General features: G+C 57.3%; 18 protein-coding genes. 9 read left to right on the forward strand and 9 right to left on the reverse strand.

Annotated features, from left to right (window positions below):
- Window positions 1-40 precede the first annotated feature (40 nt).
- From nlpI to mtr, 4 genes are all read left to right on the forward strand, one after another.
- Window positions 41-925, forward strand: a complete 885-nt coding sequence (gene nlpI / locus I6L58_RS15690) for a lipoprotein NlpI (protein WP_006178754.1) — start codon at window positions 41-43, stop codon at window positions 923-925.
- A gap of 108 nt (window positions 926-1,033) precedes the next feature.
- Entirely contained in the window at window positions 1,034-1,114 is an 81-nt protein-coding gene (gene yrbN, locus I6L58_RS15695; RefSeq protein ID WP_097397692.1) for a protein YrbN, read from the forward strand.
- The gene (locus tag I6L58_RS15700; protein ID WP_006178753.1) at window positions 1,107-2,996 is read left to right on the forward strand and encodes a DEAD/DEAH family ATP-dependent RNA helicase; all 1,890 of its coding nucleotides are present in this window, start codon (window positions 1,107-1,109) and stop codon (window positions 2,994-2,996) included. Before yrbN ends, I6L58_RS15700 begins: the two co-directional genes overlap by 8 nt.
- A 141-nt stretch (window positions 2,997-3,137) precedes the next feature.
- Complete coding sequence (mtr, locus tag I6L58_RS15705) at window positions 3,138-4,382, forward strand: tryptophan permease (protein ID WP_088208467.1); 1,245 nt, start codon at window positions 3,138-3,140, stop codon at window positions 4,380-4,382.
- A gap of 86 nt (window positions 4,383-4,468) precedes the next feature.
- Here mtr and I6L58_RS15710 read toward each other — a convergent pair whose 3' ends face one another.
- The 3 genes from I6L58_RS15710 to ubiU form a co-directional block, all read right to left on the reverse strand.
- Complete coding sequence (locus I6L58_RS15710; RefSeq protein ID WP_088208468.1) at window positions 4,469-5,476, reverse strand: luciferase-like monooxygenase; 1,008 nt, start codon at window positions 5,474-5,476, stop codon at window positions 4,469-4,471.
- 78 nt (window positions 5,477-5,554) lie between these two features.
- On the reverse strand, window positions 5,555-6,433 hold the full coding sequence (locus tag I6L58_RS15715; protein WP_088208469.1) for a U32 family peptidase: 879 nt from the start codon (window positions 6,431-6,433) through the stop codon (window positions 5,555-5,557).
- 7 nt (window positions 6,434-6,440) lie between these two features.
- Window positions 6,441-7,436 (reverse strand): ubiquinone anaerobic biosynthesis protein UbiU, encoded by a 996-nt coding sequence (gene ubiU / locus I6L58_RS15720; RefSeq protein WP_088208470.1) that lies wholly within the window; start codon window positions 7,434-7,436, stop codon window positions 6,441-6,443.
- A 220-nt stretch (window positions 7,437-7,656) separates the two neighbouring features.
- On the opposite strand from ubiU, the gene ubiT reads away from it, so the two are divergent.
- Both ubiT and I6L58_RS15730 read left to right on the forward strand, forming a co-directional pair.
- The gene (gene ubiT, locus I6L58_RS15725) at window positions 7,657-8,181 is read left to right on the forward strand and encodes a ubiquinone anaerobic biosynthesis accessory factor UbiT (protein ID WP_042322351.1); all 525 of its coding nucleotides are present in this window, start codon (window positions 7,657-7,659) and stop codon (window positions 8,179-8,181) included.
- Window positions 8,175-8,678 (forward strand): GNAT family N-acetyltransferase, encoded by a 504-nt coding sequence (locus tag I6L58_RS15730; protein ID WP_006178747.1) that lies wholly within the window; start codon window positions 8,175-8,177, stop codon window positions 8,676-8,678. The genes ubiT and I6L58_RS15730 overlap by 7 nt, the downstream gene beginning before the upstream one ends.
- Here the strand turns inward: I6L58_RS15730 and I6L58_RS15735 are convergent.
- The gene (locus tag I6L58_RS15735) at window positions 8,665-8,952 is read right to left on the reverse strand and encodes a GIY-YIG nuclease family protein (protein ID WP_006178746.1); all 288 of its coding nucleotides are present in this window, start codon (window positions 8,950-8,952) and stop codon (window positions 8,665-8,667) included. The genes I6L58_RS15730 and I6L58_RS15735 overlap by 14 nt on opposite strands.
- Before the next feature lie 57 nt (window positions 8,953-9,009).
- On the opposite strand from I6L58_RS15735, the gene I6L58_RS15740 reads away from it, so the two are divergent.
- On the forward strand, window positions 9,010-9,444 hold the full coding sequence (locus tag I6L58_RS15740) for a YhbP family protein (RefSeq protein WP_006178745.1): 435 nt from the start codon (window positions 9,010-9,012) through the stop codon (window positions 9,442-9,444).
- On the opposite strand, the gene I6L58_RS15745 is transcribed toward I6L58_RS15740, so the two are convergent.
- Window positions 9,424-9,942 (reverse strand): type 1 glutamine amidotransferase domain-containing protein, encoded by a 519-nt coding sequence (locus I6L58_RS15745; RefSeq protein WP_006178744.1) that lies wholly within the window; start codon window positions 9,940-9,942, stop codon window positions 9,424-9,426. The genes I6L58_RS15740 and I6L58_RS15745 overlap by 21 nt on opposite strands.
- Before the next feature lie 127 nt (window positions 9,943-10,069).
- Between I6L58_RS15745 and I6L58_RS15750 the strand changes: the two genes are divergently transcribed.
- Both I6L58_RS15750 and I6L58_RS15755 read left to right on the forward strand, forming a co-directional pair.
- The gene (locus tag I6L58_RS15750; protein ID WP_006178743.1) at window positions 10,070-10,714 is read left to right on the forward strand and encodes an NAD(P)H-binding protein; all 645 of its coding nucleotides are present in this window, start codon (window positions 10,070-10,072) and stop codon (window positions 10,712-10,714) included.
- Between the two features lie 40 nt (window positions 10,715-10,754).
- The gene (locus tag I6L58_RS15755; protein ID WP_088208471.1) at window positions 10,755-11,792 is read left to right on the forward strand and encodes a permease; all 1,038 of its coding nucleotides are present in this window, start codon (window positions 10,755-10,757) and stop codon (window positions 11,790-11,792) included.
- Window positions 11,793-11,844: 52 nt separating this feature from the next.
- Here I6L58_RS15755 and dolP read toward each other — a convergent pair whose 3' ends face one another.
- From dolP to I6L58_RS15775, 4 genes are read right to left on the reverse strand one after another with little or no spacing between them, the layout of a single operon-like run.
- Entirely contained in the window at window positions 11,845-12,420 is a 576-nt protein-coding gene (gene dolP, locus I6L58_RS15760) for a division/outer membrane stress-associated lipid-binding lipoprotein (protein WP_006178741.1), read from the reverse strand.
- A gap of 9 nt (window positions 12,421-12,429) precedes the next feature.
- Entirely contained in the window at window positions 12,430-13,020 is a 591-nt protein-coding gene (gene diaA, locus I6L58_RS15765; protein ID WP_006178740.1) for a DnaA initiator-associating protein DiaA, read from the reverse strand.
- Between the two features lie 20 nt (window positions 13,021-13,040).
- A complete protein-coding gene (locus tag I6L58_RS15770; protein ID WP_088208472.1) occupies window positions 13,041-13,436 on the reverse strand; it encodes a YraN family protein in 396 nt (131 codons plus the stop codon).
- Window positions 13,394-15,547, reverse strand: a complete 2,154-nt coding sequence (locus tag I6L58_RS15775) for a penicillin-binding protein activator (RefSeq protein ID WP_088208473.1) — start codon at window positions 15,545-15,547, stop codon at window positions 13,394-13,396. Before I6L58_RS15775 ends, I6L58_RS15770 begins: the two co-directional genes overlap by 43 nt.
- Window positions 15,548-15,581: the final 34 nt, after the last annotated feature.

Genomic DNA, 15,581 nt, shown 5'->3' on the forward strand with positions numbered 1-15,581 from the left:
GGACAGGACGTCATCCAATAGTTGTCTTCGGGAGTGGGAAATGAAGCCTTTTTTGCGCTGGTGTTTCGTTGCGACAGCTTTAACGCTGGCAGGATGCAGCAACTCTGCCTGGCGTAAGAGCGAAGTCCTCGCAGTGCCATTGCAACCGACTTTGCAGCAGGAAGTGATTCTGGCACGCATGGAACAAATTCTTGCCAGTCGGGCTTTAACCGATGACGAACGCGCACAGCTTTTATATGAGCGCGGAGTGTTGTATGATAGTCTCGGTCTGAGGGCATTAGCGCGAAATGATTTTTCACAAGCACTGGCAATCCGACCTGATATGCCTGAAGTATTCAATTACTTAGGCATTTATTTAACGCAGGCAGGCAATTTTGATGCTGCCTATGAAGCGTTTGATTCTGTACTTGAGCTTGATCCAACTTACAACTACGCGCACTTGAATCGCGGTATCGCATTGTATTACGGCGGTCGTGACAAGTTAGCGCAAGATGATCTGCTGGCGTTTTATCAAGACGATCCTAATGATCCTTTCCGCAGCCTGTGGCTTTACATCGTTGAGCAGAAGCTCGATGAGAAGCAGGCAAAAGAAGCACTGAAACAGCGCTTCGATAAATCGGACAAGGAACAGTGGGGATGGAACATTGTCGAGTTCTACCTGGGCAACATTAGCGAAGCAACGCTGATGGAACGCCTCAAGGCGGACGCAACGGATAACACCTCGCTCGCTGAGCATCTCAGTGAAACCAACTTCTATTTAGGTAAGTACTACCTAAGTCTGGGGGAAAAGGACAGCGCTACGGCACTGTTCAAATTAGCGGTTGCTAACAACGTACACAACTTCGTTGAGCACCGTTATGCATTGTTGGAATTATCGCTCTTGGGCCAGGAGCAAGACGACCTGGCAGAATCGGACCAGCAATAGCTGACGACATAAACATCAGCCCGTAATCTTTTTGATTGCCATCACCTTAACTGGTGAGGGCGTTGTTGTTCGTCAATACACCTACTTTGAGCCGGTTCACACTTTTCAATGAAAATTGCTAATCATTTTCACGATGAGCTAAGTAGACTGGCCGCCATTAATATCGAGGCACTTGTACTACATGGCTGAATTCGAAACCACTTTTGCAGATCTGGGCCTGAAGGCTCCTATCCTTGAAGCCCTTACCGATCTGGGTTACGAAAAACCATCTCCGATCCAGGCAGAATGTATTCCGCATCTGCTCTCTGGTCGTGACGTGCTGGGCATGGCCCAGACTGGTAGCGGTAAAACCGCAGCATTCTCGCTGCCGCTGCTGCACAACATTGATCCGGACCTGCGTGCACCGCAGATCCTCGTCCTTGCTCCAACCCGTGAACTGGCTGTTCAGGTTGCTGAAGCGATGACTGAATTCTCTAAACATATGCGCGGCGTAAACGTGGTAGCCCTGTACGGCGGCCAGCGTTATGACGTGCAGTTACGCGCCCTGCGCCAGGGTCCACAGATTGTTGTCGGTACGCCGGGCCGTCTGCTGGATCACCTGAAGCGCGGTACCCTTGATCTCTCTAAACTGAGCGGTCTGGTACTGGATGAAGCAGATGAAATGCTGCGTATGGGCTTCATCGAAGACGTAGAAACCATTATGGCGCAGATCCCGGAAGGTCATCAGACCGCTCTGTTCTCTGCCACCATGCCAGAAGCTATCCGTCGTATTACCCGCCGCTTCATGAAAGAGCCGCAGGAAGTACGCATTCAGTCCAGCGTTACCACTCGCCCGGACATCAGCCAGAGCTACTGGTCTGTATACGGCATGCGTAAAAACGAAGCGCTGGTTCGTTTCCTGGAAGCAGAAGATTTTGATGCGGCGATTATCTTCGTGCGTACCAAAAATGCGACCCTGGAAGTGGCTGAAGCCCTGGAACGTAGCGGCTACAACAGCGCAGCGCTGAACGGTGACATGAACCAGGCCCTGCGTGAGCAGACTCTGGAGCGCCTGAAAGACGGTCGTCTGGATATCCTGATTGCAACCGACGTGGCAGCACGTGGTCTGGACGTTGAACGTATCAGCCTGGTTGTAAACTACGACATCCCGATGGACTCTGAGTCTTACGTTCACCGTATCGGCCGTACCGGTCGTGCGGGTCGTGCTGGTCGTGCGCTGCTGTTCGTTGAGAACCGCGAGCGTCGTCTGCTGCGTAACATTGAACGCACCATGAAGCTGACCATTCCAGAAGCTGAGCTGCCAAACGCAGAGCTGCTGGGCAAACGCCGCCTGGAAAAATTCGCCGCCAAAGTTCAGCAGCAGCTGGAAAGCAGCGATCTGGATCAGTACCGTGCGCTGCTGTCGCAGATCCAGCCTACCGCTGAAGGCGAAGAGCTGGATATCGAAACCCTGGCTGCAGCACTGCTGAAAATGGCACAGGGCGAACGTACCCTGATCGTTCCGCCAGATGCGCCTATGCGTCCTAAGCGTGAGTTCCGTGACCGTGACGACCGTTTCGAACGTCGTGGCGACCGTAACGACCGTGGCCCACGTGGTGACCGTCCAGAGCGTGGTGGTGAAGACCGTCCACGTCGTGAGCGTCGTGACGCGGGTGATATGGAACTGTACCGCATTGAAGTGGGCCGTGATGATGGCGTTGAAGTGCGTCACATCGTTGGCGCGATCGCTAACGAAGGCGACATCAGCAGCCGTTACATCGGTAACATCAAGCTGTTCGGTACCCACTCCACCATCGAACTGCCGAAAGGTATGCCGGGCGAAGTACTGCAGCACTTTACTCGCACTCGCATCCTGAACAAGCCGATGAACATGCAGCTGATGGGCGATGCACAGCCTCGCACTGACCGCGGCGGCGAACGTCGTGGCGGTGGCCGCAGCTTCGGTGGCGAGCGTCGTGAAGGCGGTCGTAGCGAAGGTCGCGGTGGTGAAGGTCGTCGTTTCTCCGGCGAACGCCGTGAAAACCGTGGCCCACGTCGTGACGAAGGCGCAAGCCGTCGCCGTGACGCGTAAGCCTTACGCTTCAGACGTAAAGTAAAATATACAGCCCCGATCAACGCGATCGGGGCTTTTTTTATTTCCTTTGTACTCTTGTACTGGTACAGTGCTGCACATTAAACTGCGAACCACATTTTTGACTGGAGTAAAGGCTGTATGGCGACACTAACCACCACCCAAACGTCACCTTCGCTGCTTGGCGGCGTGGTGATCATCGGCGGAACCATCATTGGTGCTGGGATGTTCTCCCTGCCGGTGGTCATGTCCGGTGCGTGGTTTTTCTGGTCGCTGGCGGCGCTGGTCTTTACCTGGTTCTGCATGCTGCATTCCGGGCTGATGATCCTGGAGGCTAACCTGAACTATCGCGTGGGCTCCAGCTTCGACACCATCACCAGAGACCTGCTGGGCAAGGGCTGGAACCTGATCAACGGCCTCTCGATTGCGTTCGTGCTCTATATCCTGACCTACGCGTACATCTCCGCGAGTGGTTCAATTCTGCACCATACGTTTTCAGAGATGTCGCTGAACGTTCCAGCGCGCGTGGCCGGATTCAGCTTTGCGCTGGTCGTGGCGTTTATCGTCTGGTTAAGCACCAAAGCGGTGAGCCGCATGACGGCGATCGTGCTGGGCGCGAAGGTGATCACCTTCTTCCTGACTTTCGGCAGCCTGCTCGGCCATGTCACCCCCGCGACGCTGTTTAACGTGGCGGAAGTGAACACCTCCTATACGCCATACCTGCTGATGACGCTGCCGTTCTGTCTGGCCTCGTTTGGCTATCACGGCAACGTGCCGAGCCTGATGAAATACTACGGTAAAGATCCGCGCACCATTGTGAAGTGCCTGATCTATGGCACGCTGCTGGCGCTGGGGCTGTATGTGATTTGGCTGCTGGGGACAATGGGTAACATCCCGCGTCCGGAATTTATCGGCATTGCGCAGAAGGGCGGTAATATTGATGTGCTGGTCCAGGCGCTGAGCGGCGTACTGAACAGCCGCAGCCTGGATTTGCTGTTAGTTGTGTTCTCTAACTTTGCGGTGGCCAGCTCCTTCCTGGGCGTTACCCTGGGTCTGTTTGACTACCTGGCGGATCTGTTTGGCTTTGACGATTCGGCGATGGGGCGCTTCAAAACCGCGCTGCTGACTTTCCTGCCGCCGGTTGTCGGCGGTCTGCTGTGGCCGAACGGTTTCCTGTACGCCATTGGCTATGCAGGGCTGGCAGCAACCATCTGGGCGGCAATCGTTCCGGCGCTGCTGGCACGCAAATCCCGTAAGCGCTTTGGTAGCCCGACGTTCCGCGTCTGGGGCGGTAAGCCGATGATTGCGTTGATTCTGGTGTTCGGGGTAGGCAACGCGGTGGTACACGTATTGTCGAGCTTCAATCTGTTGCCAGTGTATCAGTAAGTTTTTTGTGCCGGATGGCGGCTACGCCTTATCCGGCCTATGCGATCCCGAAGGCCCGGTAAGCGACGGGCCACCGGGCGAAAAGGCTACCCCACCAACTCTTCTTTTACCTGCATCGCCAGGTCAAACGAATGCAAACGCGCCTGATGATCGAAGATCTGGCCGTTAACCATAATCTCATCCGCCTGGGTCTCACGCAGCACCGCTTCCAGCCCGTGACGCACTTTCGCCTTATCCCCCACCAGAGACATACTTAGCGCCTGCTGAACGCCATACTGCTCGGAGGCGGACCACAGCTGATGCATGTTCTCCACCGGCGGCGGTAGCTGGCCGGTTTCGCCGCGACGCAGCTTCATGAAGGCCTGCTGCATGGAGGTGAACAGGAATTCCGCATCGCGGGTACTGTCGGCGGCAATGATGTTGATACACACCATCGCGTACGGTTTCTCCAGACGCTCGGACGGTTTGAAGTGGGTGCGGTACAGATGCAACGCCTGGTGCAGCATATCTGGCGCGAAATGCGAAGCAAACGCAAACGGCAGCCCAAGCTGTGCTGCGAGCTGGGCGCTATACAGGCTGGAGCCCAGGAGCCAGACCGGGATTTTTTCGCCGTAGCCCGGCACCGGACGTACGTGCGGGTTCGGATCGCGCGCGTCGAACCAGTCCACCAGTTCGGCGACATCGCGCGGGAAGTTGTCGATATCACCGCTCATGTGGCGGCGCAGCGCGCGCATCGTTGGCTGATCGCTTCCCGGTGCGCGGCCAAGCCCCAGATCAATACGGCCAGGATAGAGCGTATTCAGGGTGCCAAACTGCTCAGCAATCACCAGCGGGGCATGGTTAGGCAGCATCACGCCGCCCGAGCCGAGGTGCAGCGTCGTCGTATTGGCCGCCAGATAGCCAATCAGCACGGACGTGGCGGCGCTGGCGATGCCGACCATATTGTGATGTTCGGCCAGCCAGTAGCGGTGATAGCCGCGCTTTTCGGCCAGCTGAGCGAGCGCGAGCGAATGCGAAAAGGCTTCTCGTGCCGAGGAGCCTTGTGGGATCGGCGCGAGATCCAGCACCGAGAACGGAATGGTTTTGTCAGTCATAGCAGCTCACTTTGTCGACGGTGAATCTTTCATACTGCATTAAAGTTTACTAACCGTTGTTAACAAAGTGAGCCTTTTTTAGGCCTGAAGTTCCAGCCCGGCCAGACGTTTCCAGTAGCCGTTACAGTCGCTGTTGGACGTAAGCGGCAGCGGCGAGGCACCGTTTTCGTTGGCGCGGAACGCGTCGAGCATCGCAAGGACACCGGTATCCAGCGGTGACAGGCGCACCATATCCACCAGTCCGTTCATCGATGCCAGCTCGTTGCCGAGGTTATACACATAGCCGCTCATGGTCTGAATGCCGTTGAGGACAAAGACCTGCTGATTTTCCTGGGACAGCATGCTGCGCCCGTTCGGGTATTTAATGCAGCAGGTTTCGCACTCATCTTTCGGACGATCTTCCGAACGGGCGGTAAAGCAGCGGGCCGAGTAGGCCAGCGGCAGATGGCCGTAGCTCAGTACCTCTACTTCAAACTGATGGCGAATACCCAGCTCGTCGCACTGTTTCAGCAGATTGTCCAGCCAGTCGCGGGAAAGCTCAACCGGCATGCACCAGCGCGTCATCCCCTGTTTAAGCAGCAGGCGCAGCGTCACCGCGTTATAGCAGTTCAGCGCATGGCCGGCGACAAACGGCAGCTTACGCTCGGCGCACAGGTTCACCACGCCCAGGTCGCTGGCCTCCACCAGAAACTCGCCGTTTTCAACGTAGCGCTTCAGCTCGCCTAACTCCGACGAGGCCTGCACCAGCGCGAGGGTTGACAGCACAACCTGTTTACCGCTTCCTGCGAGGCTTTTCGCCATATCCAGCCAGTCGCCCACTTTGGTGGCCCGGCGCTTGCTGCATACCGCTTCGCCGAGGTAAATCGCATCGGCGCTGCTGTTTGCCGCCTGCTGGTAGAAATCTTCCAGCGTCTCTTTTGGCCAGTAGTAAAGCACCGGCCCTAATGAATATTTCATGGTTATCTCACTGCCATTTACGGTGATAGGCACCAAGCGTGGTCTGCGTGCCTTCGGACATTGATCCGAGCGTCTCCATCCAGGCAGGCTGGGCGGCGTAGTTCTGCGGATCGGCCATGCAGCGGTCAATCGCCTGCCGCCACACTTTCGCCACCTGGCTCACGTAGGCCGGGCTGCGCTGGCGACCTTCAATTTTTACCGAGGCGATATTCGCCGCCAGCAGTTCCGGCAGCAGCTCCAGCGTGTTGAGGCTGGTCGGCTCTTCAAGCGCGTGATAACGCTCGCCGTCTACCAGATAGCGGCCTTTGCACAGCGTCGGGTAGCCCGCGTTTTCACCGTCCTGATAACGGTCGATCAGCACCTCGTTGAGACGAGATTCCAGCCCCTGCGGCGTTTGCTGCCAGCGAACGAAGCGGGCAGGGGAACAGGCTCCGACGGTATTCGGAGACTCACCGGTTAAATAGGACGAGAGATAACAACGCCCTTCAGCCATGATGCACAGGCTGCCGAAAGCAAACACTTCCAGCGGCACCGGCGTGACGCGTGCGAGTTGCTTCACCTGATGGATAGAGAGCACGCGCGGCAGAACCACGCGGGCAACGTCAAAGTGACGATGGTAGAAACGCACCGCCTCCTCGTTGGTGGCAGATGCCTGAACAGAGACGTGGCGCTCAATATGCGGATAGCGTTCTGCCGCATACTCAAGCATGGCGAGATCGGCCAGGATTAAGGCATCGGCGCCCAGTTGGGCAGCCATGTCCACCGCGCGCTGCCAGCGGGCGTAGCCATCAGGATGCGCAAAGGTGTTGATGGCGATATGCAGCTTGCGGCGGTGCTGGTGGACGAAGTTGACGGCTTCCTGAAGCTTTTTCTCCGTAAAGTTTAGGCCAGCGAAATGACGGGCGTTGGTATCATCCTTAAGCCCAATGTAGACCGCGTCGGCCCCATTTTCGATGGCCGCCTTAAGCGCCGGAAGGTTTCCGGCAGGGCAGAGCAGCTCCATAAATTATCCCGATGTTGACGATCGCAGCGATCGCAAAATTGTTAACGAGCTGGGATTTTAATTAACCTATACGCGACAATTTTTGATTTAAGGCAGCTAATGGCGTATTGATGACACCAATAATGAGGTAAGGCGGACGCCGGTTTGTTGATTTACGCCGCTATGTTCTCGTCGGGATATGGCAAAATAACAGGATTATAGACATCAGGGAGTAATGCTCGTGCTGGATAAACTGCGTTCGCGTCTCGTACAATTTGGCCCATCAATGCTGAGCGTGCCGGTCAAACTGGCCCCGTTCGCGCTCAAGCGCCAGGTGCTGGAGCAGGTCCTGAGCTGGCAATTCCGCCAGGCGCTGCAGGACGGCGAGCTGGCGTTCCTTGAAGGCCGCTGGTTGAGTATTGAGGTCCGCGATATCGGGCTGCGCTGGTTTACCTCCGTGGAGAACGACCAGCTGATCGTGCGTGAATCTGCCGAAGCGGATGTGAGCTTTAGCGCCTGTGCCAGCGATCTGCTGATGATCGCCGCGCGTAAACAGGATCCGGATACGCTGTTCTTCCAGCGCCGTCTGGTGATTGAAGGTGACACGGAACTGGGTCTGTACGTCAAAAATTTAATGGATGCCATTGAGCTGGAGCAGATGCCAAAAGCGCTGCGCATGATGTTGATGCAAATGGCAGATTTCGTTGAGGCCGGGCTGAAAACCCCGCCGGACGGTAAACACACTTCAGTAGGTGAGCCATGCTGATTCGAGTCGAAATTGGGATTGATGCTCCGGGTATTGACGCGCTGCTGCGCCGCTCCTTTGAGAGCGATGCCGAAGCCCAACTGGTTCAGGATCTCCGTGAAGACGGCCTGATTACGCTGGGGCTGGTCGCCACCGATGACGAAGGTCAGGTGGTGGGCTATGTCGCATTCAGTCCGGTGGTGGTTCAGGGCGAAGAGCTACAGTGGGTAGGAATGGCCCCGCTGGCGGTCGATGAGCGTTATCGCGGCCAGGGGCTGGCGCGCCAGATGGTCTATGAAGGGCTGGATTCGCTGAATGAGTTCGGCTACGCGGCGGTGGTGACGCTTGGCGATCCGGCGTTCTATGGCCGTTTAGGCTTTGAGCAGGCGGCGCATTACGATCTGCGCTGCCGCTGGCCGGGCACCGAATCCGCCTTCCAGGTACATCGTCTGGCGGATGACGCGCTGAACGGCGTTAATGGTCTGGTGGAGTATCACGACCATTTCAATCGCTTTTAATCAGGCTTTCGCGTAGCGCCTCGAAGGAGCCGTCTCCACTGACGAGACGCTCTTTCTGGCGCTTCGTCAGCTGCTTTATGCGGTACTCCAGCCTGAGTGCCAGCGAACGGTCGCCAACGGCGGCAGAAAACGCGAGCCGCAGTTCCCCTTTTCCCCGCAGGGCTTTAGCCCCTTTCCCCGTCTGATGTTGGATAAAACGCCGCGCCACATCGGTGGTGATCCCGGTGTAGAGCGCGTTATCAGCGGTTCGGACAAGATAGAGAAACCAGCACACGGTATTCAGATTCAGTATGTTAAGGTGAAACGCACCTTAGCATGAGAGAGAGTAAAAATGGAAACACTGGCCGCCATAAACCGCTGGCTTGCGAAGCAGCATGTTGTCACCTGGTGTGTCTACGACGAAGGGGAGATGTGGTGCGCGAACGCGTTCTACTATTACGACCCGGAGCGGGTGGCGTTTTACGTCCTCAGCGAAGACAAAACGCGTCATGCCCAAATGACGGGCCAACAGGCGAAGGTGGCCGGCACGGTAAACGGCCAGCCGAAAACGGTGGCACTGATCCGCGGGCTTCAGTTCAAAGGGGAAATTCGCCGTCTGGAAGGAGAGGAAAGCGACGCGCAGCGTAAACGCTATACGCGACGCTTCCCGGTTGCCGCTGCGCTAAAAGCCCCGGTGTGGGAAATCCGCCTTGATGAGCTGAAATTTACCGACAACACGCTGGGCTTTGGCAAAAAGCTGCACTGGTTACGCGCCGAGCAGGCGTAACGCTTCGCGGTTAAACGCTGGCAGATCGTCCGGCGTACGGCTGGTGATCAGCTGATCCTTATCGTTGACCACCTCCTGATCGTAGAACTCGGCACCCGCGTTTTTCAGATCGATAACGATCGGTTTCACCGCGGTGAGCTTACGTCCGCGCACGACATCAGCGCTGATCAGCAGCTGAGGCCCGTGGCAAATGGCAAAGACCGGCTTGCCGGTGGCGACGAAATCACGAGTGAACGTGACGAAACGATCGTCTCCGCGCAGGGAATCCGGTGAATGGCCGCCTGGTAACAGCAGGGCATCGAAATCTGACGGGCTGACGTTATCAATGGATTCATCAATGGTCACGCTGGCTTCGCCCTTGTGGCCCTTCACGGTTTTACCCGCTTCTTTCTCGATGGTAACGACCTCGTGGCCCGCCTTGCGGAATGCCTCTGCTGGCGACGTGAATTCTGAATCTTCAAACTCGTCGGTAATCAAGACTGCGATTTTTTTACCCATGGTTCCTCCGTTGTTATCGCTTCAGACTGTTTTTTTCCCGTTTGTGGTAAATACTTACCGTACAGACTTTTAAGTGTGGTCGAGCAGGCCAGAATCGCAAACGGACTATTCTGTAAAGGGGAAGAGGATGAGCCAGGTATTGATAACAGGCGCAACCGGGCTGGTGGGCGACCATCTGCTGCGGCTATTGATTCAGGAGCGAAGGGTAAACTATATCGCCGCGCCTACGCGTCGCCCGCTGGCCGATATCTCAGGCGTCTTTAATCCTCACGATCCGCAGCTTACCGATGCGCTGGGGCAGGTGCAGGACCCCATAGATATCGCCTTTTGCTGTCTCGGCACCACGCGGCGCGAGGCGGGCAGCAAAGAGGCGTTCGTGCATGCCGACTACACGCTGATTGTCGATACGGCCCTGACGGCCAAAAAGCTGGGGGCGAAGCATTTTGTGGTGGTCAGCTCAATGGGTGCCAACGCCAGCTCGCCTTTTTTCTACAGCAAGGTAAAAGGCAAAATGGAGGAGGCGCTGATCGCTCAGGAGTGGGAGTATCTGACCATTGTCCGGCCTTCGATGCTGCTCGGGCACCGTGACGAGCGACGGTTCAACGAATCCTTTTTTGCCCCGCTGTTTAAAATCCTGCCCGGAAACTGGAAATCCATCGAGGCAAGAGACGTCGCCCGCGCCATGTTAAAAGAAGGCCTGTCGCCCTCTAAAAAAGGTGTGAATATTATCCCCTCAGCAAAACTGCGTGAAATCGCGCAGGGCGAGGCGTAAACTCCCCCGGCTTATTCAATAACACTCTCCGGGGAATGCTATGACTGGTCAGTCTTCATCTCAGGCGGCAACACCTGTTCAATGGTGGAAGCCCGCACTCTTCTTTCTTGTGGTCATCGTTGGCCTTTGGTACGTGAAATGGCAGCCTTACTACGGTAAAGCCTTCACCGCTGCCGACACGCACAGTATTGGTAAATCCATCCTCGCACAGGCCGATGCCAGCCCGCTACGGGCGGCGTGGGACTATGCCATGGTCTATTTCCTTGCCGTCTGGAAAGCGGCGGTATTAGGGGTGCTCCTCGGCTCGCTGGTTCAGGTCCTTATCCCGCGTAACTGGCTGGTGAAAACCTTAGGCCAGCCGCGCTTTCAGGGCACGCTGTTGGGGACGATTTTCTCCCTGCCGGGCATGATGTGCTCCTGCTGCGCTGCGCCGGTTACCGCCGGTCTGCGTCGCCAGCGCGTCTCAATGGGCGGGGCGCTCGCGTTCTGGATGGGAAACCCGCTGCTTAATCCGGCCACGCTGGTGTTCATGGGCTTTGTCCTCGGCTGGCATTTTGCCTTTATCCGCCTGGTCGCCGGGCTGTTGACCGTGCTGGTGGTCGCCACGCTGGTGCAGCACCTGGTGAAGGACAAGACGGTAGAAACAGCGTCCGTTGAACTGGAGATGCGCGAGCCGCAGGGCGGGTTCTTCGCTCGCTGGGGCAAAGCGCTGTGGCAGCTCTTCTGGAGCACTATCCCGGTTTATATCCTGGCGGTACTGGTTCTCGGCGCGGCGCGCGTCTGGCTGTTCCCCCATGCGGATGGGGCTATCGACAACACGCTGATGTGGGTGGTTGCGATGGCGGTGGCAGGGTGCCTGTTTGTGATCCCAACGGCGGCAGAAATTCCGATTGTCCAGACCATGATGCTGGCCGGAATGGGCACCGCGCCCGCGCTGGCGCTGCTTATCACGCTACCTGCGGTAAGCCTGCCCTCGTTCGTTATGCTGCGTAAGTCATTCCCTGCGAAAGCGCTGTGGCTGACGGCGGGGCTGGTGGCCTTGAGTGGGATAATTGTGGGAAGTATTGCGCTGCTGTAAAAAAAAAAGCCCGGTGGCGCTAGCGCTTACCGGGCCTGGGGGCAGGTTTAGGTTACTTGATGTAAGTAAACGCGGTGGTGACGTGTTTCACGCCGCTCACCCGGCTGGCGATATCCGCTGCCGCTTTCCCTTCACGTTCGGTCACAAGACCCAGCAGGAACACTTCGCCGTTCTCGGTGGTCACTTTCACGTTAGAGGATTTGACCTGGTCAGAACCCAACAGCTGGGAACGTACTTTGGTGGTGATCCAGGTATCTGACGATGCGGTACCAAGGCTGATTGGCTGCCCCTGACGCACTTCGTTAAACACTTCGATTGTCCCTTCTACGCCCATCGCAATCTGTTTAGCACGTGACGCGAGTTCAGTGGTTGGCGCCTGTCCTGCCAGCAGAACTTTGCCCTGATAGGCCGTCACGTTGATGCGCGCTTCTTTCTTAATCTGTTCGTCTTTAGACAGCGCACTGTTGACGCGCAGCTCCAGCGTGCCGTCATCAACCTGTGTGCCGACGGTGCGCGGATCGGTCGCCGCTTTGGTACCCACGGCGGCGGTACCGACGACGGCCGCCGCGATACAACCCTGGAGTAGCAGTGCAGACATAAGGACTGCAAGGGTCGATAAAGCCTTCATGAAAACTCCTTAATCATCCTGGTGAGGGAAAAGCGTGTTATCGATCAGATCGCATAAGCAGTTCACCGTCAGCATGTGCATTTCCTGAATGCGGGCGCTGCGGTGAGAAGGAATGCGGATTTCCACATCCTGCGGCCCAAGGAGACCGGCCAGTTCGCCGCCGTCATAGCCGGTTAATGCCACGATGGTCATATCACGGGTGACGGCCGCTTCAACGGCTTTGACGATGTCACGGCTGTTGCCGCGGGTTGAAATCGCCAGCAGCACATCTCCGGCATGGCCTAAGGCGCGCACCTGCTTTGCGTAAATTTCGTCATGCAGACGGTCGTTTGCAATCGCAGTTAAGACCACATTATCGGTATTTAGTGCAATGGCGGGTAAACTTGGGCGTTCGGTTTCAAAACGATTGATCATGCTGGCAGCAAAATGCTGTGCGTTGGCGGCCGAGGTACCATTACCACAACAGAGGATTTTGTTGCCGTTGAGCAAGGACTGCACCAGCGTCATCGCGGCGCGGGAAATCGCGTCCGGGAGAGCTTCCGCCGCGGCAATCTGCGTTTGAATGCTTTCTGTGAAGCACACTTTAATTCTATCGAGCACGTTATCCCTTTAAATCGTAATTATGCGTCTTCGCCAAAAGCGTTTTTAAGCCAGTCGATCTCATTTCCGGTGAAGGCTACCACATCAAACCGGCAATCCACAGTATCAAAACTCCCATTATGGCGGGCGAGCCACAAGTGGGCAGTCTGTAATAATTTATGTTGTTTGGCGAGCGTCACGCTGGCGGCAGCACCGCCAAAACGGGACGACTGTCGATAGCGCACTTCAACAAACACGGTGACCGGGCCGTCTTTCATAATCAGGTCGATTTCGCCGCCGCGTCCGCGAACGTTGGCGGCAATGAAGCGCAGTCCTTTGCCTTCAAGCCAGCGACGCGCTTTTACCTCCCACGCGTCGCCGGTCTCTTTACGGCTTAACTGGCCGGGACGATTTGCCCCTGCTGGTATTTGAGCCATGATAACTTCCTGTTAATCACGCAGTCCTGCGTTGCCGTCAGATCGCCGGTGTTACCGTTCAGCTCAAAGCCCGGTACCTGACGCATCTGGGTAAAGTTGTTGGCCAGCGCCCACGCATCAACGCCCATGGCATACAGGCGTGCCAGGGAGTAGTCGTTACGTACTGCGCCGAGCGCCTGCTGCATCAGCGCAGGGTTGCTGCCTGCCAGCATCGGGATTTCGCTGTACTGCAGGCCGTCCATCTCCAGACGGAAATCCGGGCCTGCGGTGCCCTGCGCGCTGCGGGAACTGGCGTAGAGCGTCGCCCCGCTCTGGCTGCCGTTACGCATGGCGATCATCGGCTTGATGAAGGCAATCTCTTCCGGCGTGGCAACGATGTAAGCCGCATCGACCTTACCGCCACCGCTGATTTGTGCGTCCGTTGGCGGTGCCGGGATGGTCAGGCCGCCGATGGTTACACTCTGCTGCTGTGGCAGGCTGGCGGCGACCGGGCTGCCGTTCAGCGCGATGCCTGCGCCGCCGTTTACCCCAGCGCGCAATTCACCGGCTGAGCCAAATTTCTGCTGCAGCACGACGCCGCCGCCCAGTTTTTGCCACTCGTCGGCAAAGGCGGTAGCGACACGGTCGCCCAGCGCGCTACGCGGGATTAACAGCAGCGGGGCCTGTTTGCCCTGCTCGTGAATATGCCGCGCCGCATCGCGTGCTTCGTCTTCCGGTGAGAGGGCGAAATAGCAAATATTGGCACGGTTTTGCACCTGCTCCGGCTGGTTAAGCGCCAGCACGTTCAGCGGAGTGTTGCTCTTCATCAGCTCTTCTACGTTGTTTTTCAACAGCGGGCCGACAACGATGCTCGCGCCGTCCTGCTGCACCTGCGCCAGTACCTGGTCGAGCGGCTGGACGCTGGTATCGTAGATTTTCAGCTCCGCGCCCGGGTTAGCGCCGGGCGTTGCTACGGTCTGCTGCTGCGCGGCAGGCTGTTGCTCTGGCTGAGTGGCCTGCGGTTGCGCCGTGGTTGTCGCCTCGGTCGCCGGCGCGGCTGGCGTTTCAACAGGGGCCTGGGCCGCCGGGGCCGGTGCCGCTGTCTCAGCTGGTGGCGTCGTCGGTGCCGTAACCGGGTTTTGCAGGGTCCCCTGAGCCGGAGCTTGCGCTGTGGTCAGGTCGCTGGTCTCTGCGGCGGACGGGCTGATCACGTCACTGACGTTCGCCGCCTGGGCTGCCTGATCCGGAACCGCGCTGCCTGACACTGTCGTTGTGCCGTTCTTCGCGGCTTCAAAGCCTTGCTGGATCGCGCGACCAAACACCGCCGCCTGACCGTTCAACGGCAGGAGCAGGGCAATCTTGCTGGTGGAGGCTGGCTTAAAGTTCTGCACGTTGACCAGTTGCCCGGGCAGCATTTTGGCCCCCGGGTTTTGCGGATAACGTGTTTGCCAGTCGGTAATGCCCGCTTTCAGCATGTTCGGATCGCTGCGGTTGGTGAACCACATCTGCTGCAGATCCAGCCAGCCCTGCAGCACGTTTTCGTCCGCATTGATGACCATCGCCCGGGCCTGATCCTGGGTCATGGAGGCGAGCGCCTGCCAGGTGGCATCGATATTTTTCTGTTTATCGGCCCCGCTCAGCAACGGCTCCTGGGCAATCAGCGCGCGCAGCAGCGTCAGGGACGGACGGCCTTGCTCCGCGGTGATACCGGCCTGCCAGAAGCGGGCCTGCTGGTTTTTATCCAGCGCGCCCACGTCAATGTTACCGAGGATTTTCTTCGCTGATTCGTAATCTTTCAGCGCCACTTTCAGCTCGGCAGAGAGTAAACCCTGCTCACGACGCTGGGTGTCGGTCAGATCTTGCGGCAGCTGGTTGAACAGTTCGGCGGCCTGCTGGGTTTTACCCTCTTTCAGCAGTGCACGAATGGCGAGTAATTGCCAGTTGGTCTTGGTATCATTCGAGCTCTGCGACATTTGTTGCAGATAAAAGCCAGAATCAGCCTGAGCCGAACCCTGCATGTGGGCCGTGCTCTGGTCGGGTGCCTGCGTGCCACAGCCTGCGAAGATCAGGGCGGCCAGCAGGAGAGGCACGCTGCGTGCGGCTTTTGTTCTTATAAACGTTAACGGTACCATACTGTATCCAGTGATTTTTTTTACGCAATGCTCA

Origin of the sequence: Enterobacter cancerogenus, from assembly GCF_019047785.1 — a bacterium.
GTDB classification, from domain to species: Bacteria; Pseudomonadota; Gammaproteobacteria; order Enterobacterales; family Enterobacteriaceae; genus Enterobacter; species Enterobacter cancerogenus.

What these genes read in the sequence shown, in the direction of transcription:
- ubiU (WP_088208470.1), bottom strand. Translation starts at nt 7,436, where the DNA reads ATGGAGCTGCTCTGCCCTGCCGGAAACCTTCCGGCGCTTAAGGCGGCC.
- I6L58_RS15775 (WP_088208473.1), bottom strand. Translation starts at nt 15,547, where the DNA reads ATGGTACCGTTAACGTTTATAAGAACAAAAGCCGCACGCAGCGTGCCT.
- dolP (WP_006178741.1), bottom strand. Translation starts at nt 12,420, where the DNA reads ATGAAGGCTTTATCGACCCTTGCAGTCCTTATGTCTGCACTGCTACTC.
- I6L58_RS15700 (WP_006178753.1), top strand. Translation starts at nt 1,107, where the DNA reads ATGGCTGAATTCGAAACCACTTTTGCAGATCTGGGCCTGAAGGCTCCT.
- nlpI (WP_006178754.1), top strand. Translation starts at nt 41, where the DNA reads ATGAAGCCTTTTTTGCGCTGGTGTTTCGTTGCGACAGCTTTAACGCTG.
- I6L58_RS15710 (WP_088208468.1), bottom strand. Translation starts at nt 5,476, where the DNA reads ATGACTGACAAAACCATTCCGTTCTCGGTGCTGGATCTCGCGCCGATC.
- I6L58_RS15750 (WP_006178743.1), top strand. Translation starts at nt 10,070, where the DNA reads ATGAGCCAGGTATTGATAACAGGCGCAACCGGGCTGGTGGGCGACCAT.
- I6L58_RS15740 (WP_006178745.1), top strand. Translation starts at nt 9,010, where the DNA reads ATGGAAACACTGGCCGCCATAAACCGCTGGCTTGCGAAGCAGCATGTT.
- I6L58_RS15755 (WP_088208471.1), top strand. Translation starts at nt 10,755, where the DNA reads ATGACTGGTCAGTCTTCATCTCAGGCGGCAACACCTGTTCAATGGTGG.
- I6L58_RS15745 (WP_006178744.1), bottom strand. Translation starts at nt 9,942, where the DNA reads ATGGGTAAAAAAATCGCAGTCTTGATTACCGACGAGTTTGAAGATTCA.
- mtr (WP_088208467.1), top strand. Translation starts at nt 3,138, where the DNA reads ATGGCGACACTAACCACCACCCAAACGTCACCTTCGCTGCTTGGCGGC.
- I6L58_RS15715 (WP_088208469.1), bottom strand. Translation starts at nt 6,433, where the DNA reads ATGAAATATTCATTAGGGCCGGTGCTTTACTACTGGCCAAAAGAGACG.
- yrbN (WP_097397692.1), top strand. Translation starts at nt 1,034, where the DNA reads ATGAAAATTGCTAATCATTTTCACGATGAGCTAAGTAGACTGGCCGCC.
- I6L58_RS15730 (WP_006178747.1), top strand. Translation starts at nt 8,175, where the DNA reads ATGCTGATTCGAGTCGAAATTGGGATTGATGCTCCGGGTATTGACGCG.
- I6L58_RS15770 (WP_088208472.1), bottom strand. Translation starts at nt 13,436, where the DNA reads ATGGCTCAAATACCAGCAGGGGCAAATCGTCCCGGCCAGTTAAGCCGT.